Origin of the sequence: Planomonospora corallina (assembly GCF_042650625.1) — a bacterium.
In the GTDB taxonomy this organism is placed as follows: Bacteria; Actinomycetota; Actinomycetes; order Streptosporangiales; family Streptosporangiaceae; genus Planomonospora_B; species Planomonospora_B corallina.
Genome location: NZ_JBHSBM010000017.1, coordinates 223,627 through 242,860, shown reverse-complemented (window position 1 = coordinate 242,860; position 19,234 = coordinate 223,627). Strand labels below are relative to the sequence as shown.

At 73.7% G+C, this 19,234-nt stretch carries 21 protein-coding genes; 10 read left to right on the top strand and 11 right to left on the bottom strand.

Annotation, left to right across the window (positions count from 1 at the left end; translation table 11 throughout):
* The first annotated feature begins 1 nt into the window (after position 1).
* From ACFOWE_RS14260 to ACFOWE_RS14245, 4 genes are all read left to right on the top strand, one after another.
* Positions 2–868 (top strand): urease accessory protein UreF, encoded by an 867-nt coding sequence (locus ACFOWE_RS14260; RefSeq protein ID WP_377287777.1) that lies wholly within the window; start codon positions 2–4, stop codon positions 866–868.
* 70 nt (positions 869–938) lie between these two features.
* Positions 939–1,610, top strand: coding sequence for an urease accessory protein UreG (gene ureG, locus ACFOWE_RS14255; RefSeq protein WP_377287776.1), 672 nt, complete (start codon positions 939–941; stop codon positions 1,608–1,610).
* A gap of 3 nt (positions 1,611–1,613) precedes the next feature.
* Positions 1,614–2,501 carry an urease accessory protein UreD gene (locus ACFOWE_RS14250; protein WP_377287775.1) on the top strand — a complete coding sequence of 296 codons (888 nt, stop codon included), beginning with the start codon at positions 1,614–1,616 and terminating at the stop codon, positions 2,499–2,501.
* Positions 2,502–2,688: 187 nt separating this feature from the next.
* Entirely contained in the window at positions 2,689–3,159 is a 471-nt protein-coding gene (locus ACFOWE_RS14245) for a hypothetical protein (protein ID WP_377287774.1), read from the top strand.
* A 20-nt stretch (positions 3,160–3,179) separates the two neighbouring features.
* Here the strand turns inward: ACFOWE_RS14245 and era are convergent, their stop codons facing one another.
* From era to ACFOWE_RS14210, 7 genes are all read right to left on the bottom strand, one after another.
* Entirely contained in the window at positions 3,180–4,100 is a 921-nt protein-coding gene (era, locus tag ACFOWE_RS14240; RefSeq protein WP_377287773.1) for a GTPase Era, read from the bottom strand.
* Between the two features lie 49 nt (positions 4,101–4,149).
* The gene (locus ACFOWE_RS14235) at positions 4,150–4,482 is read right to left on the bottom strand and encodes a cytidine deaminase (RefSeq protein ID WP_377287772.1); all 333 of its coding nucleotides are present in this window, start codon (positions 4,480–4,482) and stop codon (positions 4,150–4,152) included.
* Between the two features lie 183 nt (positions 4,483–4,665).
* Positions 4,666–5,505 carry a hypothetical protein gene (locus ACFOWE_RS14230; protein ID WP_377287771.1) on the bottom strand — a complete coding sequence of 280 codons (840 nt, stop codon included), beginning with the start codon at positions 5,503–5,505 and terminating at the stop codon, positions 4,666–4,668.
* Positions 5,506–5,969: 464 nt separating this feature from the next.
* Positions 5,970–7,274, bottom strand: coding sequence for a hemolysin family protein (locus ACFOWE_RS14225; RefSeq protein ID WP_377287770.1), 1,305 nt, complete (start codon positions 7,272–7,274; stop codon positions 5,970–5,972).
* Positions 7,271–7,753, bottom strand: a complete 483-nt coding sequence (ybeY, locus tag ACFOWE_RS14220; protein WP_377287769.1) for an rRNA maturation RNase YbeY — start codon at positions 7,751–7,753, stop codon at positions 7,271–7,273. Before ybeY ends, ACFOWE_RS14225 begins: the two co-directional genes overlap by 4 nt.
* A gap of 112 nt (positions 7,754–7,865) precedes the next feature.
* Entirely contained in the window at positions 7,866–8,939 is a 1,074-nt protein-coding gene (locus tag ACFOWE_RS14215; protein WP_377287768.1) for a PhoH family protein, read from the bottom strand.
* A gap of 221 nt (positions 8,940–9,160) precedes the next feature.
* Positions 9,161–9,511 carry a histidine triad nucleotide-binding protein gene (locus ACFOWE_RS14210; RefSeq protein ID WP_377289120.1) on the bottom strand — a complete coding sequence of 117 codons (351 nt, stop codon included), beginning with the start codon at positions 9,509–9,511 and terminating at the stop codon, positions 9,161–9,163.
* A 298-nt stretch (positions 9,512–9,809) separates the two neighbouring features.
* Between ACFOWE_RS14210 and ACFOWE_RS14205 the strand changes: the two genes are divergently transcribed.
* Positions 9,810–10,289 carry a SigE family RNA polymerase sigma factor gene (locus tag ACFOWE_RS14205; RefSeq protein WP_377289118.1) on the top strand — a complete coding sequence of 160 codons (480 nt, stop codon included), beginning with the start codon at positions 9,810–9,812 and terminating at the stop codon, positions 10,287–10,289.
* Entirely contained in the window at positions 10,286–10,939 is a 654-nt protein-coding gene (locus ACFOWE_RS14200) for a hypothetical protein (protein ID WP_377287767.1), read from the top strand. Before ACFOWE_RS14205 ends, ACFOWE_RS14200 begins: the two co-directional genes overlap by 4 nt.
* A gap of 87 nt (positions 10,940–11,026) precedes the next feature.
* Here the strand turns inward: ACFOWE_RS14200 and ACFOWE_RS14195 are convergent, their stop codons facing one another.
* From ACFOWE_RS14195 to hrcA, 3 genes are read right to left on the bottom strand one after another with little or no spacing between them, the layout of a single operon-like run.
* A complete protein-coding gene (locus ACFOWE_RS14195) occupies positions 11,027–11,809 on the bottom strand; it encodes a 16S rRNA (uracil(1498)-N(3))-methyltransferase (protein WP_377287766.1) in 783 nt (260 codons plus the stop codon).
* Positions 11,806–12,945, bottom strand: a complete 1,140-nt coding sequence (dnaJ, locus tag ACFOWE_RS14190; protein ID WP_377287765.1) for a molecular chaperone DnaJ — start codon at positions 12,943–12,945, stop codon at positions 11,806–11,808. The genes ACFOWE_RS14195 and dnaJ overlap by 4 nt, the downstream gene beginning before the upstream one ends.
* Positions 12,946–12,957: 12 nt before the next feature.
* Positions 12,958–13,971 carry a heat-inducible transcriptional repressor HrcA gene (gene hrcA, locus ACFOWE_RS14185; protein ID WP_377289116.1) on the bottom strand — a complete coding sequence of 338 codons (1,014 nt, stop codon included), beginning with the start codon at positions 13,969–13,971 and terminating at the stop codon, positions 12,958–12,960.
* Between the two features lie 193 nt (positions 13,972–14,164).
* On the opposite strand from hrcA, the gene ACFOWE_RS14180 reads away from it, so the two are divergent.
* From ACFOWE_RS14180 to ACFOWE_RS14170, 3 genes are all read left to right on the top strand, one after another.
* The gene (locus ACFOWE_RS14180; RefSeq protein ID WP_377287764.1) at positions 14,165–14,854 is read left to right on the top strand and encodes a hypothetical protein; all 690 of its coding nucleotides are present in this window, start codon (positions 14,165–14,167) and stop codon (positions 14,852–14,854) included.
* Positions 14,855–14,936: 82 nt separating this feature from the next.
* Positions 14,937–15,752, top strand: a complete 816-nt coding sequence (locus ACFOWE_RS14175) for a DUF3097 domain-containing protein (RefSeq protein WP_377287763.1) — start codon at positions 14,937–14,939, stop codon at positions 15,750–15,752.
* Between the two features lie 27 nt (positions 15,753–15,779).
* The gene (locus ACFOWE_RS14170) at positions 15,780–16,496 is read left to right on the top strand and encodes a DUF4870 domain-containing protein (RefSeq protein WP_377287762.1); all 717 of its coding nucleotides are present in this window, start codon (positions 15,780–15,782) and stop codon (positions 16,494–16,496) included.
* Positions 16,497–16,561: 65 nt separating this feature from the next.
* Here ACFOWE_RS14170 and hemW read toward each other — a convergent pair whose 3' ends face one another.
* A complete protein-coding gene (hemW, locus tag ACFOWE_RS14165) occupies positions 16,562–17,776 on the bottom strand; it encodes a radical SAM family heme chaperone HemW (protein ID WP_377287761.1) in 1,215 nt (404 codons plus the stop codon).
* Between the two features lie 177 nt (positions 17,777–17,953).
* Between hemW and ACFOWE_RS14160 the strand changes: the two genes are divergently transcribed.
* Positions 17,954–19,231: a glycoside hydrolase family 18 protein gene (locus tag ACFOWE_RS14160; protein ID WP_377287760.1), complete on the top strand. Its 1,278-nt coding sequence runs from the start codon at positions 17,954–17,956 to the stop codon at positions 19,229–19,231.
* Positions 19,232–19,234: the final 3 nt, after the last annotated feature.

The following is a 19,234-nucleotide window of genomic DNA, read 5'->3' as shown; positions in this document are numbered from 1 at the left end:
GATGCACGCTCCCGGCACGGACCCGGTGGACGCTCCCGGCGCGGGACCGATGCACGCTCCCGGTGCCGACCCCGTGGACGTCCCGGGTACGGCTCCGCTCAACGCGGCGCTGCTTCTGCTGGCCGACTCGCGGCTCCCGGCCGGCGGGCACGGCCACTCGGGCGGGGCCGAGCAGGCCGTCACCGACGGGACGGTGCGCGACCTGCCCACCCTGGAGGCGTTCCTGCGGGGACGGCTGGCCACCGCCGGTCTGACCGCCGCCTGCCTGGCCGCCGCGGCCTGCGCACACGCCCTGGCCGCCGCTCCCCCCGCCGTCCCGGACCGCATGTCCCCCGGGTGCACGGCCCCGGACCACACCACCGGGACCCGGGACCGGATCAGCCCGCCGGACGCCCCCGGTCCCCTGGACTGGGCCGGCCTGGAGGCGGAGGCGGACGCCCGGACCGCCTCGCCCGCCCAGCGGGAGGCGAGCCGCGTGCAGGGACGGCTGCTGCTGCGGACCGCCCGCACGATCTGGCCCTCCCCCGCGCTCGACGCCCTCGCCTCCGCCACCGCGCCGGACGGGCCGCACCACCCGGTCGCGCTCGGCGCCGTGGCGGCCGCGGCGGGCTGCACGCCCGGCCAGGCGGCCCTGGTGGCGGCCTACGCCTCGCTCACCGGTCCCGCGACCGCGGCCGTCCGGCTGCTCGGCCTCGACCCCGTGGCCGTGCACCGGCTCCTGGCCTGCCTGGCCCCCGCCCTGGAGACCCTGTCCGCCACCGCCGCCCGCCCCGCCGCGTGGGAGGCCCTCCCCGCCCGCGCGGCGCCCGCACTCGACCTGCTCGCCGAACGGCACGCCCGCGCCGGCCTGCGGCTGTTCGCCTCCTGACCCGCGTCCCCGGCGGACGCGGCCCCGCACGACCTGCCCGCGAGTCCCTCAGTGAAAGGACGGTGATCCCATGGGCGCCGACCACGGCGACCGCCATCGCACCCCCGACCCGCGCGGCCGTGCTCTGCGGCTGGGCGTCGGCGGGCCCGTCGGCAGCGGCAAGACCGCACTGACCGCCGCGCTCTGCCGCACCCTCGGCCCCTCGCTCCGCCTGGCCGTGGTCACCAACGACATCTACACCACCGAGGACGCCGACTTCCTGCGGAGGGCGGGCGTCCTCGACCCCGAGCGGATCGCCGCCGTGCGGACGGGCTGCTGCCCGCACACCGCCATCCGGGACGACATCGCGGCCAACCTCGACGCGGTGGAGACGCTGGAGGAACGGTTCGGCCCGCTCGACCTGGTGATCGTGGAGAGCGGCGGCGACAACCTCACCGCCACGTTCAGCCGGGGCCTGGCCGACCGGCAGATCTTCGTGCTCGACGTCTCGGGCGGGGACAAGGTCCCCCGCAAGGGCGGTCCCGGCGTCACCTCGGCCGACCTCCTGGTGGTCAACAAGACCGACCTGGCCCCCATGGTCGGGGCCGACCTCACGGTCATGTCGCGCGACGCGGCGGCCGTGCGGGACGGCAGGCCGGTGCTCTTCACCTCGGTCCGGGAGGAGCCCGGCGCGCACGCGGTGGCCGACTGGGTCAGCGGCGTCGTACGCGCCTGGGCCCACGAGCACGCCGCCCGGACCTGACCGGTGGACCGCCCCCTCCTCGTCCGGGAGCCGGCCCGGCGGTCGATGACCGCGCGGGCCGCGCTCGCCACCGCGCCCGGTCCCGGCGGCCGGACCGTGCTGGCCGTGCTCCGCTCCGACCCGCCGCTCACGCTGCGCCGTACCGGGCCGGCCCGGGTGCACCTGGTCTCCACCGCGGCCGGGCCGCTCGGCGGCGACGAACTGGCGCTGGACATCGACGTCGCCCCCGGAACGGCGCTGGACGTCCGCTCTGTGGCGAGCACACTGGTGCTGCCCGGCCACGGCGCCGGCGGATCCCCCGAGTCGCTCATGACCGTCACCGCCCGGGTCGGCGCGGGGGCGTCCCTGCGGTTCGCGCCCGAACCGACCGTACTCGCCGCGGGCTGCCGGCACCGCGTGGCCGTACGGCTGGCACTGGCCGCCGGCGCCCGGGTCCTGTGGCGCGAGGAGATCGTCCTCGGCCGGTACGGCGAGCCGTCCGGCCGCTGCCACTCCCGGTTCGACGCCGTGTTCGACGGCCGCCCGCTGCTCCGGCAGGAACTCGCCACCGGCGATCCGGAGATCGACGGCGGCCCCGCCGTGTACGGCGGCGCCCGCTGCGTGGGCAGCACCCTGATCGCGGGCCCGACCGGCGGCTCCGGACCGGGCGGCCCGCCCCTCCCCCGGCCCGACGACCTCGCCCTCCCCGGAGCCGCGACCGGGGAGGACGGCGCGGCGACCGGCGGGGAAGGACCGGCCGCCGGGCGGGGGAACGGGTCACCCGCCGCCGGAGACGGCTGGGCCGTGCTGCCGCTGGCCGGGCCCGGTGCCCTCGTCACGGCCCTGGCGGGCGACGCCGTGGAACTGCGGCGCCGGCTGGAGCTGGGCGAGTCCCACGTCACCGCCCGCTGAGGGCCGGCCCCGCCACCGGATCCGCTCCCGCCCGTCCGCGGCGGGAGCGGTCCGCCGCCGGGCGGCTCCTCTCCGCCCGGCCAAGACAGAGAGGGGCCGGGCTGCTGCGCACGGACCGACAAGAGCCGCACCGGGAATGTGTGCGATGTGCCTGTCGGCGGTGAAGCGGCGAAACTACCCTGGACCGGTGAGCGATCCCGCACTCCCTGTGACACCCGCCGCCCCGAGCCGGATCGCGCCGGTCGGGGTGATCGCCACGGGCGCCCTGCTGGTGGTGGCCGCGTTCCTGCCGTGGGCCGGGGTCAGGGCGGATGTCGTCGTCATCGGCTCGTTCAGTGAGAGCGTCCGGGGCGTGGACGACTGGTCCGGGGTGCTGGCGCTGTTCTCCGGGGCCGCCGCGGTGATCATCGGGATCGCCGGCCGCGAGCGGCCCTTCACCGCGCTCGCGGCGCTGCCCGGCGCGATCACGGTCGCGGTCCTGCTGGTCTTCCTCAGCGATCCGCAGGGCCGGGGCCGCAGCGCCTCGCTGGCCATCGGCGACATCGTCCGGGTAGAGCCGACCATCGAGTACGGCTGGTTCGTCGCCCTGGCCGCGGCGCTGGCGGTGACGGGGTTCGGACTCGCCGCGCTGGCCGCCGGACGCCGGGCCGGCCGGTAGCGGAGGCCTGCGGCGGGCGCTCAGTCGTAGAAGCCGAGGCGGCGCAGCTGCTTGGGATCGCGCTGCCAGTCCTTGGCGACGCTGATCCTCAGGTCCAGATAGACCCGGGTGCCGAGCAGCGCCTCGATCTGCTGCCGGGCGCGGCTGCCGACGTCCTTGAGCCGTGAGCCCTTGTGGCCGATGACGATGGCCTTCTGGGACGGGCGCTCGACGAACATGTGCGCGTAGATGTCCAGCAGGTCGTCGCGGCCCTCCCGGGGCAGCATCTCGTCGACGACGACTGCGATGGAGTGCGGCAGCTCGTCCCGGACCCCCTCCAGGGCGGCCTCCCGGATGAGCTCACCGACCAGGACCTGCTCGGGCTCGTCGGTGAGCTGCCCGCCCTCGTAGAGCGGAGGGCTCTCCGGGAGCCGGTCGATCAGCAGGTCGGTCACCACGTCGAGCTGCTCCCCCGACTGCGCCGAGACCGGGACGATCTCCTCGAACTCGGCGAGCCGGGAGACCGCCAGCAACTGCTCGGCGATCTGCTCGCGGGTGGCCAGGTCGCACTTGGTGACCACGGCGATCACCGGCGTCTTCTTCACCGCCGCCAGCTTCTCCGCGATGAACCGGTCGCCCTTGCCGACCGGCTCGTTGGCGGGCACGCAGAAGCCGATCACGTCGACCTCGGTGAGCGTGGACAGCACCAGGCTGTCCAGCCGCTCGCCGAGCAGCGTGCGCGGCCGGTGCAGGCCGGGCGTGTCCACGATGATGAGCTGGGCGTCCTCGCGGTGCACGATTCCGCGGATGACGCGCCGGGTGGTCTGCGGCTTGGACGAGGTGATCGCCACCTTGGTCCCGACCAACGCGTTCATCAGCGTGGACTTGCCGACGTTGGGCCGGCCGACGAAGCAGGCGAAACCCGCGCGGAAATCAGCAGCTGAGGAACTCACACCGTCCATTGTCCCCGATCCCGGGGCCGGCTCTGACGCGTTCGCCCTCCCGGCGGCCTCAGCCGCGCCTCAGGGTCCCGTCCGGGTCCGCCACGAGCAGGGTCTGCCCGCCCAGGTCGCGCACCGCCCGGACGTCCGCCTCGCTCGGCCCGTCGCCCGCGGTGACCAGCGCCGCGGCCTCCAGGGACCGGGCCCCGCTGGAGACCGCCATCGCCACCGCGACCTGCAGCGCCGAGAGGGTCAGCGAGGGCAGGCCGACGTTGGTCGAGGAGTAGGTCCGGCCGGTCTCGTCGCGCACGGCCGCGCCCTCGGCGGCGCCGTTGCGGGCGCGGGCCGAACGGGCCAGAATGATGATCTTGTTGTCCTCTGGGTCGAGGGTCGCGTCACTCACGGCACAAGGGTATTCAGCCGCGCCGGCCGCCCGCGAACGAGCCTCCTCCTGCCGCGCCCGCGACGGCGCGGCCTCCGGTGCGCTCACTCCATCGCGACACCGTGGCCCCCGGCGCGCTCGCTCCGTCCGCGAACGGGCCTCCACCGGCCGCGACGGCGACGCCGCGCCCACCGGCTCCCCCGCTCACGTCTCCTCGCGGTCGTCCGCCGCCAGGGCCGCCGCCCGTCCGGCGAGGAAGTCCGCGAGCCTCTGGGTGCCCTCCGCGTCGACCTCCGCGACCCCGGCGTGCACCAGCGACATCAGGGTCCGCCCCGAAAGGGCGAAGACCAGGTGCATCTCGTACGGGTAACCGTTCAGGCGGCCGTGCAGGCGCCTGGCCAGCATGTCCTCCCCGACCCGCTCCAGTTTCAGGGGGGACACCCGCAGGAGGGTGTCCTCGTCCGCCGCGGCGCCCGTCACCGGCCCGGTCACGACCGGGCAGCCGTCCAGCGCCGCGGCCAGCGCGGTGAAGCGGCGGCGCGCGCCCTCACCGGAATGGGTCTCCAGACCGACCCCGGCCACCTCTCCCAGCCCGTATCCGGGGTAGGCCACCGCCTCCCGGGTGATCCCCCGCCACGCCACGGACTCGCTCCCGCCGGCCCGCGCCCGCTCTCCTGACCGCTCCGCGGCCCCGCCGCCGGACTTCGTTCCCGCCCTCGCCCGCGCCGGGGACCCGCCCGCCGCGGCGTCCAGCACCCGGCGGCAGTCGGGGTCGCCCGGACGGACCGGGGGCCTCCAGGCGGCACGCGGCCGGTCGGAGAACCCCGCCGGCAGATCCCGGGTCCGCCGGAGCACCCCCGCCGGGCGCGCCGCTCCGGCACCGGTCCCCGGACGGCCCGCCGTCCCGGTGCCGTTCCCGGCCCCCGCCCGCCCGTCCGCCCGCGTCGTCCCGCCGGGCGCCGTCCCCGTGCCGCATCCCACCGCCGAATGGGCCAGGAGCACGCAGACGACGATCACGGCGGCGGCCCGAATCCCCCGTCCCATGGCCTCCCCCGAAGGTCGCACGCGGGGTGACCGCCCCCGCCGACCCGCTTCCTTCCCCGTCGACAAAACCGACAATCACCAGGAAACACCTAGGGCTGCTCCCGCCCGCGTAACGCGGGCGGGAGCAGCCCTGAGCCGGGCGGCGCACGGCCGGACGGCCGTGCACCCCCTTCCCCGAGAGTCCGCCCCGCCCGCCTGAACCCCTCCTGGCGTCCGGGACCTTCTCTCCGGCTCCCCGTGCGACGGGTGCCGTGGAAGGAGGATCACACGCCGGGCTTGCGCCGGGCTTGCGCCGGGCTTGAAACAGGCCGCGCCCCGGAGGGGATCGGCCGCGCACCCGCGGGCGGGACCTCACCCGCGCGGCTCCGTCCGGAGCGGCCCGCCGGACGCGCACCCGCGGGCGGGACCTCACCCGCGCGGCTCCGTCCGGAGCGGCCCGCCGGACGCGCACCCCGGGCCGGGTCTCAGCTCTGACCGGAGGAGGCGGGAACCGTGTCCTGACCGGCCTCCTCCAGCCGCCGGACGAGGACCGTGCCGATCCGGTTGCGCCGCCCCGCGAGGCTCTCCGCCGTCAGGCGGAGCCCCTCCACGACCGCCTCGGAGCCCGCGATCGGGACGCGGCCCAGCGCGTGCGCCAGCAGGCCGCCGACCGTCTCCACGTCCTCGACGTCCAGCTCGACGTCGAACAGCTCCGCCAGGTCTCCCACCGGCAGCCGCGCCGTCACCCGGACGGAGCCGTCCTCCAACGGCTCCACGGGAGGGCTCTCCTGGTCGTACTCGTCCGTGATCTCACCGACGATCTCCTCGAGCACGTCCTCGATGGTGACCAGACCGGCCGTCCCGCCGTACTCGTCGATGACGATGGCCTGGTGGATCTGACGGGCCTGCATCTCCCGCAGGAGCTGGTCGATCGGCTTGCTCTCCGGCACGTAGCTGGCCGGTCGCATGACCGGCTCGACCGGCTCGGCACGGCCGGCGTCCCCGGTGTCCTGCAGCCGGCGCACGATGTCCTTGAGGTAGAGGATGCCGATGACGTCGTCCTCGTTCTCACCGACGACCGGGATGCGGGAGAAACCGCTGCGCAGTGCGAGGGAGAGGGCCTGGTTCAGCGTCTTGCCGCGCTCGATGAACACCATGTCGGTGCGCGGCACCATGACCTCGCGCACCAGGGTGTCACCGAGCTCGAAGACCGAGTGGATCATCTCCCGCTCGTCCGGCTCGATGACCCTGCGCTGCTCGGCCAGGTCCACCAGGTCGCGCAGCTCGGCCTCGGAGGTGAACGGCCCCTCCCGGAACCCCTTGCCGGGCGTCACCGCGTTGCCGAGCAGGATGAGCAGCGTGGGGAGCGGGCCGAAGATCCGGGTGAGGCCGTACACGATCGGGGCGCTCGCCAGCGCGATCGGCTCGGCGTGCTGGCGGCCCAGCGTGCGCGGGGAGACCCCGACGATCACGTAGCTGATCACCACCATGACCGCGGCCGCGGCCGCGTAGGCCCATCCCTGGTCGCCGAGCAGGTCGATGAAGAGCAGGGTCGCGATCACCGTGGCGACCAGTTCGCAGGTCAGCCGGAGCAGGAGCAGCAGGTTGAGGTAGCGCGGCGGGTCCGCGACGATCGCCTGCAGACGTCCTGCGCCCCGGCGCTCCTCGCGGACGAACTCCTCCGCGCGCACCCGTGAGATGCGGGTCAGCGCGGTCTCCGCGCTGGCGATCAGGCCGCCGGCCACGACGAGGACGACGGCCGCCGGCAACCACCCTCCCGCGGGGCTCACCGCTGGGGGCGCACCGTGCGCCACGACTCGAGGAGCTCGCCCTGCAGCCCGAACATCTCCTTGTGCTCCTCTGGCTCGGCGTGGTCGTAGCCGAGCAGGTGGAGGATGCCGTGCGTGCACAGCAGCTCCAGCTCCGCCTCGGTGCCGTGACCGGCCTCGGCCCCCTGCTTGGCGGCCACCTGCGGGCAGAGCACCACGTCGCCGAGGAGGGCCGGGTCCGCGGGGGCGTCACCCTCCTGCCGCGCTCCCGATCCGCCGCCCGGACGCAGCTCGTCCATCGGGAAGGCCAGCACGTCCGTCGGTCCGGGCTCGCCCATCCACCGCTCGTGCAGCTCGGACATGGCCGCCTCGTCGACGACGAGGATGGACAGCTCCGCGAGGGGGTTGATGCCCATCTTCTCCAGCACGTGGCCGGCCAGCGCGACGAGCAGGCCCTCGTCCACCTCGACGCCGGACTCGTTGTTGACCTCGATGCTCATGCGATCTCCTCGCCGGACGGCTCGGAACCCGCGTGGCCCCGTTCGCCATGCTCTGTCACGGTCTCCCGGCCCCACGGCCCGGAGCCCGCGCGAGCCCGCTCGTCTCTCACGTTCACTGTCTTTCCCGGGAGCGCTTGCCGGCCCCGCCCTTGATCGCCTGCGGCGCGCTCTGCCGCAGCGCCTCGTCATAGCGTCCGTAGGCGTCCACGATGTCGCTCACCAGCTTGTGCCGGACCACGTCGGAGCTGGTCAGCCTGGAGAAGTGGATGTCGGAGATGCCCTCGAGGATCTCCTGCACCACCCGCAGGCCGCTCTGCGTGCCGCCGGGCAGGTCGACCTGCGTCACGTCGCCGGTCACGACGATCTTCGAGTTGAAGCCCAGCCGGGTCAGGAACATCTTCATCTGCTCCGGCGAGGTGTTCTGCGCCTCGTCCAGGATGATGAAGGCGTCGTTGAGCGTACGGCCGCGCATGTAGGCCAGGGGCGCCACCTCGATCGTGCCCGCGGCCATCAGCCGGGGGATCGAGTCCGGGTCGAGCATGTCGTGCAGCGCGTCGTAGAGCGGGCGCAGGTAGGGGTCGATCTTCTCGTAGAGGGTGCCGGGCAGGAAGCCCAGCCGCTCGCCAGCCTCGACCGCCGGGCGGGTGAGGATGATCCGGTTGACCTTCTTCTCCTGGAGCGCCCGCACGGCCTTGGCCATCGCGAGGTACGTCTTGCCGGTGCCGGCCGGGCCGATGCCGAAGACGATGGTGTGCTTGTCGATCGCGTCGACGTAGCGCTTCTGGTTCACGGTCTTCGGCCGGATCGTCCGGCCCCGCGAGGAGATGATGTCGAGGGAGAGCACCTCGGCGGGCCGCTCGGAGGTCATCCGCAGCATGGCGATGCTGCGCTCCACCGCGTCCGTCGTCAGCTCGGCGCCTCCGCTGACCAGCTCGGTCAGCTCCTCGAAGAGGCGCACCACGACGCTGCTCTCCTCCGGGCTGCCGGTGATCGTGATCTCGTTGCCCCGGACATGGATGTCGGCGCGGAAGGCGCCCTCGATGACCCGCAGCAGCTCGTCGCTTGAGCCCAGCAGGCTGAGCATCGAATGATCGTCCGGAATCACCACCTTCGCCTGGACCCGGCTCGGGCTCGGGCTCTTCGAGCGTGGAGATGGTGTTCTGCTGGAATCGGTTGACTCGGACATGGGCGGGCCTAGCGGCCTGTTCGCCTCCAGACGTCGACGGCGGATGTGCGGGAGCGCCCCACGGGACGCTCCCCTACGTCATCGTATCCGGCGGCGCGGCGATCACGCCTTCCCGTTTCGTCCCATCCCCGCCCGCACCGTCCGGGCGGCCGGGCCCGCCTCCCCTTATCCGGGCGGCCGGGCCCGCCTCCCCTTATCCGGGCGGCCGGGCCCGCCTCCCCTTATCCGGGCGGCCAGGTCAGCCCGCGTCCGCCGAGCACGTGCCCGTGCACGTGGAAGACGGTCTGGCCCGCGCCCGGCCCGGTGTTGAAGACCAGCCGGTAGCCCGAGTCGGCGACGCCCTCCTGCTCGGCGACCGCGTGCGCGGCCTTGATGACGTCGTCGGCCAGCCCGTCGTCGGCGGCGGCCAGCGCCGCCGCGGTCGGGTGGTGGTCCTTGGGGATCACCAGGACGTGCGTCGGCGCCTGGGGGTTGACATCCCGGAAGGCCAGGGTGCGCTCCGTCTCGTGGACGATCTCCGCCGGAACCTTCCCGGCGACGATCCCGCAGAACAGGCAGTCGGCTTCACTCACCATGGGGGAACCATATCCCGCACGCGCCCGGATGATCCGCACGCACGCCGCGGGCGCGGTCGTCCCGGCGGCCGGGAAAGATCCACCGGAACGGACCGGGTGTGCGAAACTTGCGGCGGAAGACATCTTCGAGCCGCCCCCGAGGCCGCCTGGCGAGGACAGCGACAGGGTCATGCCCCCTAATGAACCGCAAGAGCGTAAACCCCCTGGGAAGGCCGAGCGTCCCATTGATGTGACCACCGAGACCCTCGTGGCCGACAGGTCGCTCGGGGCGGTGCCCGCCGGGTGGGATGCCGACATGGCCGTTACCGCGCTCTACAGCGCGCACTACCGGTCGCTTGTGCGTCTCGCGGTGTTACTCGTCCGCGACATGGCAACCGCGGAGGAGGTCGTGCAGGACGCGTTCGTCGCCATCCACGGCGCCTGGCGCAGGCTGCGCGATCCCGACAAGGCACTGGCCTACCTGCGTCAGTCGGTCGTCAACCGATCACGTTCGGTGCTGCGGCACCGGGCGGTCATCGAGAAGTACGCCCCCAAGGGGCTGCCCGACGCGCCGAGCGCCGAGAACGGCGCGATCGGCGAGCTGGAGCGGTCCGCCGTCATCGAGGCGCTGCGCGGGCTGCCGGCGCGCCAGCGGGAGGCGCTCGTCCTTCGCTACTACGGAGACCTGTCCGAGGCTCAGATCGCCGACGCGATGGGCATCAGCAAAGGCGCGGTCAAGAGTCACACGGCTCGCGGCATGGCCGCCCTACGGAACATTCTGGAGCAACTGTCATGACCGACTCCCCCGACGAGTACGGCGAGCTGCTCCGCCGTGTCCTCAGTGCGGAGGCGGACTCGGTCGTTCCCTCCCCGGACGGACTGGAGATCATCCGCGGCCGCATCGAGCGGCGCGGTCTCCGGCGGCTGGCCTGGTGGCGCGCCGGAGCCTCCCTCGCGGGCGCCGCGCTCGTCGCGGGCGCCGTCGTCCTGGTCGTCCCCGGCCTGCGCGAGCAGGTCGCCGAGGTCACCCAGGCCGGAGACGTCAAGCCCGCCACCACGGCCCCCACCGACCTGTCGGGCACCTCCCGCCCGCTGCCGACGCGGGACCAGGTCCCGTCCGCCGGCACCCGCCCCACCACGCAACCGTCCGTGCCCGCGCAGACCAGGCAGGCGGCGCCGAACCCGCCCCCGCAGCCGAGTTCGAAGCCGACGCCCACCCCCACTCCCACGCCCACCTGTCCGACCGCGGACCCCGAGGCGACTCCGGAGCCGGAGGAGCCGCGCGAGGAGTGCGAGGAGATCGAGACGCCGACGCCGACCCCCGCGGAACCGTCCCTGCCCGCGGAGAGCCCGTGCCCCGGCGCCGGCTGCCAGGAGGCGGAGAACCCGCAGACCCCGCAGCCCCCGCTGCCGTCGGAGGAGCCCGCCCCGACCCCGATCGGCTAGACGTCCTGTCCCGTGCGGTCGGGCCCGCGGCCGGCGGGCGGCCGGCCGGTCAGCGCGGTGCGGCCGCGGACGCCCCGGCCGGCGGGGTCACCAGCGGCCGGTGCGCGCCTGGAGCACCGCCACCGCGGCGACCCCGGCCGTCGAGGTCCGCAGGACCGTCGGCCCGAGCAGCGCGGGCACCGCCCCCGCCTCGCGGAACGCGGCGATCTCCTCGTCGGCGATCCCGCCCTCGGGGCCGACGACCACGACGATGTCCCCGGCGGTCCCGGCGGTCCCGGCGTCTCCGGCGGTCCCGGTCCCGCCCGTCCCCGGCACCGGTAGCGGTAGCGCCGAGAGCGGCGAGGCGGCCTCCTCGTGCAGCACGACCCCCAGCGCCGCGGCCGACAGCAGCGCGGCGACCTCGGCGGTGGTGGCGGGAGCGGTCACCTCGGGCAGGCGGAAGCGGCGGGCCTGCTTGCCCGCCTCCCGCGCGGTGGAGCGCCAGCGCGCCAGGGCCTTGGCCTCCCGGTCGCCCTTCCACCGGGTGACGCACCGGAGCGCGGCCCAGGGCACGATGACGTCGACCCCGGCCTCCGTCATCATCTCCACGGCCAGCTCGCCCCGCTCCCCCTTGGGCAGCCCCTGCACCACCACCAGGCGCGGCCGGGGCTCGGGCACCTCGTAGCGGCGCAGCACCTCCACACGCAGGGAGTCCTTGCCCGCGGCCAGGACCACGCACTCGGCCACGGCGCCCGCCCCGTCGGTCAGGTCGAGCCGCTCCCCCTTCCGCAGCCGCCGTACGGCCGCCGCGTGGCGCCCCTCGGGACCGGCGAGCGTGAACTCCCGCTCCGCCAGGTCCGCCGGGTCCGCCAGGAAGACGGGGGCCGTCATCGGCCGTTGAACGCGTCCCTCAGGCGCGAGAAGAAGCCCTGCTGGCCGGGGGCGAACTTGCCGGGGGGCCGCTCCTCGCCGCGGAGCCTGGACAGCTCCTTCAGCAGCTCCTCCTGGGCCGGGTCGAGGCGGGTGGGCGTCTCCACGTTGACGTGGATGAGCAGGTCGCCGCGGCCGGTCTCGTTGAGGCGCTGCACGCCGCGGCCGTACAGGGAGATGGTCTGCCCGGACTGGGTGCCCGGCCGGACGTCGATCTCCTCGCTGCCGTCGAGCGTCTCCACGGTCAGGATCGTGCCGAGGGCGGCGGCCGTCATCGGGATCTGCACGGTGCAGTGCAGGTCGTCGCCGCGCCGCTCGAAGATCTCGTGGGGCCGCTCGACGATCTCCAGGAACAGGTCGCCGGGCGGGCCGCCGCCGGGGCCGATCTCGCCCTCCCCGGCGAGCTGGATGTGGGTGCCGTCCTCCACGCCCGCCGGGATGCGGACCTTGATGGTGCGCCGGGTGCGGACCCGGCCGTCGCCGGAGCACTCCTGGCAGGGGTGGCGGATGATCGAGCCGAACCCGTTGCACTGGGGGCAGGGCCGGGAGGTCATGACCTGGCCGAGGAAGGAGCGGGTGACCTGGGAGACCTCGCCGCGCCCGCGGCACATGTCGCAGGTGTCGGGGTGCGTGCCGGACGCCGCGCCGGAGCCGGAGCAGACCTCGCAGAGCACGGCGGTGTCGACGACCAGCTCGCGGGTGGTGCCGAAGGCCGACTCGCGCAGGTCGAGCTCGACCCGGATGGTGGCGTTGCGGCCCCGGCGGGCCCGGGAGCGGGGCCCGCGGCCGGCTCCCCCCGTCGCAGTGCCGAAGAAGGCGTCCATGATGTCGCTGAACGGGAAGCCCGCGCCGAAGCCGCCGGCACCCGCGCCGCCCCCGCCGAACGGGTCGCCGCCCAGGTCGTACATCTGGCGCTTGTTGGGATCGGACAGGACCTCGTAGGCCTGGGTGATCTCCTTGAAGCGCTCCTGGGTCGCCGGATCGGGGTTCACATCGGGGTGCAGCTCACGGGCCAGCCTGCGGTAGGCCTTCTTGATCTCCTCCGCACTGGCGTCACGGCGCACCCCGAGGGTGCCGTAGTAGTCAGTCTTAGCCACTTAGTCGACCTCTTAGGATGCAGCCAGGATCTGGCTGACGTAGCGTGCCACCGCGCGCACCGCGCCCATCGTGACCGGGTAGTCCATTCGTGTCGGCCCCAGCACACCGAGCCGGGCCAGTTGGTTGCCCCCCGAACCGTATCCGGCGGCGACGATCGACGTCCCCTGAAGTCCGGTGTAGGGGTTCTCCGAGCCGATCCGCACGGTCAGCGAGGACGGGTCGGAGGTCTCGCCGAGCAGGCGCATGAGCACCACCTGCTCCTCCAGCGCCTCCAGGACCTCGCGGAGGCCGACGGTGAAGTCGGCTCCCGCCAGGTTGGCGGCCCCGGCGAAGACGATCTTCTCTTCCTGGCGCTCCACGAGGGACTCCAGGAGCACCGACAGGACCGTGGCGGCCAGCGGCCGGTCCTCCGGCGGGAGCCGGTCCGGCAGGTCGGCGATCTTGTCCGGGACGCTGGTGAGGCCGCAGCCGTCCAGGGAGGCGTTGAGCAGGGCGCGCAGGTGGGCCACGCGGCCCTCGTCCACCACGTCGGGCAGCTCGACCACGCGCTGCTCGACCCGGCCGGTGTTGGTGATGAGCACGAACATCAGGCGCCGCTCGCTCAGCGGGACGAGCTCGACGTGCCGGACGGTGGAGCGGGTCAGCGAGGGGTACTGCACGACGGCGACCTGCCGGGTGAGCTGCGCCAGCAGCCGCACCGTGCGCGTCACGACGTCGTCGATGTCGACCGCGCCCGCCAGGAAGCTCTCGATCGCCCTGCGTTCGGCGGCCGAGAGCGGCTTGACCTGGGAGAGCCGGTCGACGAAGAGCCGGTAGCCCTTGTCGGTGGGCACCCGGCCGGCGCTGGTGTGGGGCTGGGTGATGTAGCCCTGCTCCTCCAGCACCGCCATGTCGTTGCGGATCGTCGCCGGCGAGACTCCCAGGTTGTGCCGATCGGCGAGGGCCTTGGAGCCCACCGGCTCGTTGGTGGACACGTAGTCCTCCACGATGGCGCGAAGCACCGCGAGCTTGCGGTCGTCGACCACCGCGCTCACCTCCTTGCCTGCACCGTGCACGCCCGAACGGAGAACACCGGGACTGGCACTCAGTGTTCCCGAGTGCCAACAAGTGTACGGCCGACGCCCCCGGGGTGCGATAAGGCGGCCTGCAAGCGTGGAGCGCCTGGTCGTCAAGTCAACTGCCACTGGAATACAAGCGGCAAGCCTCACACTTCTTCGCATGTCGCACAATTTCGGAAACTCCGCCGGAGGCGGCTTCGGCGCCCCCGGTCACACCCCCTCCCCGCACGCCCCCGCCCAGCCGTACGGCGCCCCCGGCTACGGCCAGCCCGGATACGGCGTCCCGGCGGGCCCGCCCCCGAAGGTGAAGCCGAGCATCGGCTGGATCGTCGGCGCCTGGCTGCTGGCGTTCGTCTCCATCGGCGCCGGCATCCTCGTCTTCATCGGCGGCATCTTCGGCACCGTCACCGACGCCGCGCCCACGTCCTCGTTCAACTCCGGCGAGTTCGTGAAGGTCAAGCTGGACCCGGCCGGGAGCCCAGCCATCTACGTCAGCGCGGAGGAGGGCACCCGGTTCGAGTGCGGCTTCCAGCAGGGCACCCCGGAGGGCGCCCTGACGCAGCCGACCGTGCAGACGACCGTCACCGGCGACGACGGCATCGCCTGGGAGCAGGCCTTCCGGGTCGGCGTCGACCAGGCGGGCGAGTACACGATCGGCTGCGCCGTCCAGGGCGAGGGCCAGGCCCGCTTCGGCGTGGGCAAGGAGCTGGCCGCCGACTCGATCGTGGGCGGCACCGCCGGGCTGGTCCTGATCCCGGCCTTCGGCTTCCTGCTGGCGGTCATCGTGACCATCGTCGTGCTGGTGAAGCGGAGCCGCGCCCGCAAGCGCATCGCCGCCGGCGCGTGGTGAGCGCCCGCGGTCCCCTGACGCGTGATCGCCGCCTTTGCTACCGTCCCTGAGGTTCCCGAGGCCGAGGGCGCAGGAGGCGGCGATGTACGGACGTGACGTGCTGGCGGGCGACTGGCGGCGGCCCGGCCGGGGGACCATCCCCGAGGTCCCCGCGGAGCACGGCCTGGTCGTGGAGGACGCCGACGGCCGCTTCTGCGGCGCCGTCGTCGCCTGCGACAAGGAGGCCGTCACCCTGGAGGACCGGTTCGGGCGGCAGCGGGTCTTCCCGCTGGAGCCCGCCGCGTTCCTGCTGGAGGGCAGGGCCGTGACGCTCGTGCGGCCCGCCGCCGCCCCGGCGGGACCCAGGCGCAGCGCCTCCGGCTCCATAGCGGTGGAGGGGCTGCGCGCCCGTGTCGCCCGGGAGAGCCGGATCTACGTCGAGGGCGTGCACGACGCCGCGCTCGTGGAGAAGGTCTGGGGGCACGACCTGCGCGTGGAGGGCGTGGTCGTGGAGTACCTCGAGGGCGTCGACGACCTGCCCGCGATCGTGGCGGAGTTCGGGCCCGGCCCCGGACGCCGCCTGGGCGTGCTCGTGGACCACCTGGTCGACGGGTCGAAGGAGAGCCGGATCGCCGCACAGATCTCCTCTCCGCACGTGCTCGTCGCCGGCCACCCCTTCGTGGACGTCTGGCAGGCGGTCAAGCCGGCGGTGCTCGGCATCCCCGCCTGGCCGTCCGTGCCGCGCGGCGTACCGTGGAAGGAAGGGGTCATCGCCGCCCTGGGCTGGGACCTCGCGCCGGGCGACGCCTGGCGGCGGATCCTCGGGGCGGTCACCACATACGCCGACCTGGAGCCGGAGCTGCTCGGCCGGGTCGAGGAACTGATCGACTTCGTGACGGCCGCCGACGAGACCGGCTGATCACTTCACGACCCATCAGGAGGGTCCATGAGCGAGAATCCCGCCGGCTCCCACCCCGGGACCGGAGACCACGGCGCGACGCAGCCGAGCGGGCCGTACGGCCTGCCGGGGCAGGGCCACGGCGGGGGGTACGGGGGAGGGTACGGCGCCTCCGGCCAGGACCACTCCCCGCAGTCCTCGCCGTACGGCCAGGCCGGTTCGCCGTACGGTCAGACCGGCGGGCAGGGCCAGGCCGGCCCCTACGACCCGTACGGCGCACCCCACGCCAAGGACCCCTACGGCTCGCACGCCCCGTACGGCGCGCCCGGCCCCGGCACCCCCTACGGAGGCTACGACCCGTACGGCGCCTCCTACGGTGCCCAGTACGGCGCCCCGTACGGTGCGCCCGCCCCGTACGGCGCCTACGGCCACCGCGGCCCGCGCCCCGGCAGCGACGACACCACCATGGCCATGCTCTGCCACCTGCTGGGCCTGCTGACCGGCTTCCTCGGCCCGCTGGTGATCTACCTGGTCAAGAAGGACCAGTCCCCCTACGTGCGGGACCAGGCGGGCGAGGCGCTGAACTTCCAGCTCACCCTGCTGATCGCCTACGTCGTCGCCTGGGTGCTGGCGTTCGCGCTCATCGGCTTCCTGCTGCTGCCGCTGATCTGGATCGGCTCGCTCGTCTTCATGGTCATCGCCGCAGTGGCGGCCAACCGCGGCGAGAATCACCGCTACCCGATGACCATCCGCTTCGTCAGCTGACGTCCGCCGCGATCCGCGGAGACCGGACCTCAGGGCCGCCCTCGGGCGGCCCTTCTCCGTTCCGGTCAGCTGACGAGGTCGCGCACCAGGGCGTCGGCAAGCAGGCGCCCGCGCAGCGTCAGCACCGCCTGCCCCTCCTTGAACGGCCCGGTCTCCAGCAGGCCGTCGGCCAGCGCGCGGGCGATCACGACCGACCGGTCGATCTCCGCCAGCGGGAACCCGCCGGCCAGCCGCAGCTCGAGCATCAGGCGCTCCACCGCGCGGTCGGAGGGCGTGAGCACCTCCCGCGCGTGCGCGGGCGAGACGCCGGAGGCGAGCCGCCCGGCGTAGGCCGCCGGATGCTTGACGTTCCACCACCGGGTGCCGCCGACGTGGCTGTGCGCTCCGGGACCGACGCCCCACCAGTCGCCGCCGGTCCAGTAGAGGAGGTTGTGCCGGCAGCGGCCCTCGGGCGAGGTCGCCCAGTTCGACACCTCGTACCAGGCGAACCCCGCCTCGGCGAGCATCTCCTCGGCGATGAGGTAGCGGTCGGCGGCCACGTCGTCGTCGGGCATCGGCAGCTCGCCGCGGCGGATCCGGGCGGCGAGCCGGGTGCCCTCCTCCACGATCAGCGAGTACGCCGAGACGTGGTCGGGACCGGCCTCGATCGCCGCGGCCAGCGAGGCCCGCCAGTCGTCGTCGCTCTCCCCCGGCGTGCTGTAGATCAGGTCCAGGTTGACGTGCTCGAACCCCTCCGCTCTGGCCTCCTGCACCGCGCGGGCGGCGCGGCCGGGCGTGTGGCTGCGGTCCAACACCGCCAGCACGTGCTCGCGGGCGCTCTGCATGCCGAAGCTCATCCGGGTGAACCCGCCGCCGCGCAGCTCCGCCAGGTAGGCCGGGTCGACCGACTCGGGGTTGGCCTCGGTGGTCACCTCGGCGCCCGGGGCCAGGCCGAACTCCTCGCCGATCGCGCCGAGGATCCGCACCAGGTCGCGGGCGGGCAGCAGGGTGGGGGTCCCCCCGCCGAAGAACACGGTCTCGACCCGCGGCGCGGCCTCGCCGAGGAGGGCGCGGGCCCGCCGTACCTCCGCGATCGCGGTGTCGGCGTAGTCGGCGTGCGAGGCGCCGGGGCCGAGCTCGCTCGCGGTGTAGGTGTTGAAGTCGCAGTAGCCGCAGCGCGTCACGCAGAAGGGCACGTGCACGTAGAAGCCGAAGGGGCGCGTGCCCAGGCCGTCGAGCGCGCTCGCGGGCAGCTCTCCGGAGGGCGGTACGGGCTCGCCGTCGGGCAGGGTGGATGGCACCCCTCAAGTCTGCCGCCCTCCGGGCGGTGCCCGGGACGGCCGGCGGCGGAGCGCAGTGCGCCATGCAGCACACCTCCGCGGGGCCGTTGACGCGCGGACCGGCCGGACCTACGATCCGGGAAAACTTAAAGGAAAGTTTCCTATAAGTTATCCCCCCGACCATTCTGTGGAGAATCCGTGAAGAGACTCCTCCGGCCGATGGCCGCGGCGGCGCTCGCCGCCGGCCTCGCCGCCGCGGCCGTCCCCGCCGCCGCCCACGCCGAGACCCGGACCGGCCACGGCGACCGCTTCAAGCGGGTCGGCTACTTCATCCAGTGGGGCGTCTACGGCCGCCAGTTCTACGTCAAGGACCTCGACACCAGCGGCGCCGCCGCCAAGCTGACCCATCTCAACTACGCCTTCGGCAACGTCAGCCAGGACGGCCACTGCGTGTCCGCCGACCCGTGGGCCGACTGGCAGATGGGACTGGACTCCGACAAGAGCGTGGACGGCGTCGCCGACACCGCCGACCAGCCTCTCAAGGGCAACCTGAACCAGATCAAGGAGCTCAAGGCCAAGCATCCCGGTCTCAAGGCGCTGATCTCGCTCGGCGGCTGGAGCGGCTCGAAGTACTTCTCCGACGCGGTCCTCACCGCCGAGGGCCGCAGCAAGCTGGCCGCCTCCTGCATCGACCTCTGGCTCAGGGGCAACCTGCCCGATCTGCCCGCCGGGACCGGCGCCGGCGTCTTCGACGGCATCGACCTCGACTGGGAGTGGCCCGGGTCCTCCGGCGCCGATGGCAATGTGATCCGGCCCGAGGACAAGCGGAACTTCACGCTGTTCGTCGCCGAACTCCGCCGCCAGATGGACGAGTTCGACCGCAAGAGCGAGATCACCGCCTACCTTCCCGCCTCCGCGGCGAAGATCGACGCGGGCTTCGAGGTCCGCGAGGTCTTCCGGAACCTGACCTTCGGCAACATCCAGGGTTACGACCTGCAGGGCTCGTGGGAGCAGGTCACCGGCCACAACGGCAACCTGTTCACCGACAGGCGCGATCCCCACCAGTTCACCTACAGCGTGGACCAGACCGTCCGCGACTACCTGTCGCGCGGCGCCCCGGCCAGGAAGATCGTGGTCGGCATCCCGGCCTACGGCCAGGGCTGGACGGGCGTCAAGGGCGGCAGGAACGGCCTGTACGGCACCAGCACCGGTCCCGCCCAGGGCAAGTGGGCCGCCGGCACCGAGGACTACAAGGAGCTGGTGAACAAGCCCGGCAAGCGCTACCGGGACCTGCGCACCGGAACCATGTGGCTCTACGACGGCAACGAGTTCTGGTCCTACGACGACCCGGCGACGGTGACCCAGAAGGCCCTCTACATCCGGCTCAAGGGCCTCGGCGGCTCGATGATGTGGTCCCTCGACCAGGACGACGACAAGGGCTCGCTGACCTCGGCGCTCCACCGGATCCTGCGCTGACGC

What these genes read in the sequence shown, in the direction of transcription:
- ACFOWE_RS14205 (WP_377289118.1), top strand. Translation starts at nt 9,810, where the DNA reads ATGGCCGTTACCGCGCTCTACAGCGCGCACTACCGGTCGCTTGTGCGT.
- ACFOWE_RS14260 (WP_377287777.1), top strand. Translation starts at nt 2, where the DNA reads ATGCACGCTCCCGGCACGGACCCGGTGGACGCTCCCGGCGCGGGACCG.
- ACFOWE_RS14175 (WP_377287763.1), top strand. Translation starts at nt 14,937, where the DNA reads ATGTACGGACGTGACGTGCTGGCGGGCGACTGGCGGCGGCCCGGCCGG.
- ureG (WP_377287776.1), top strand. Translation starts at nt 939, where the DNA reads ATGGGCGCCGACCACGGCGACCGCCATCGCACCCCCGACCCGCGCGGC.
- ACFOWE_RS14170 (WP_377287762.1), top strand. Translation starts at nt 15,780, where the DNA reads ATGAGCGAGAATCCCGCCGGCTCCCACCCCGGGACCGGAGACCACGGC.
- ACFOWE_RS14215 (WP_377287768.1), bottom strand. Translation starts at nt 8,939, where the DNA reads ATGTCCGAGTCAACCGATTCCAGCAGAACACCATCTCCACGCTCGAAG.
- ACFOWE_RS14200 (WP_377287767.1), top strand. Translation starts at nt 10,286, where the DNA reads ATGACCGACTCCCCCGACGAGTACGGCGAGCTGCTCCGCCGTGTCCTC.
- ACFOWE_RS14195 (WP_377287766.1), bottom strand. Translation starts at nt 11,809, where the DNA reads ATGACGGCCCCCGTCTTCCTGGCGGACCCGGCGGACCTGGCGGAGCGG.
- ybeY (WP_377287769.1), bottom strand. Translation starts at nt 7,753, where the DNA reads ATGAGCATCGAGGTCAACAACGAGTCCGGCGTCGAGGTGGACGAGGGC.
- ACFOWE_RS14180 (WP_377287764.1), top strand. Translation starts at nt 14,165, where the DNA reads ATGTCGCACAATTTCGGAAACTCCGCCGGAGGCGGCTTCGGCGCCCCC.
- ACFOWE_RS14230 (WP_377287771.1), bottom strand. Translation starts at nt 5,505, where the DNA reads ATGGGACGGGGGATTCGGGCCGCCGCCGTGATCGTCGTCTGCGTGCTC.
- era (WP_377287773.1), bottom strand. Translation starts at nt 4,100, where the DNA reads ATGGACGGTGTGAGTTCCTCAGCTGCTGATTTCCGCGCGGGTTTCGCC.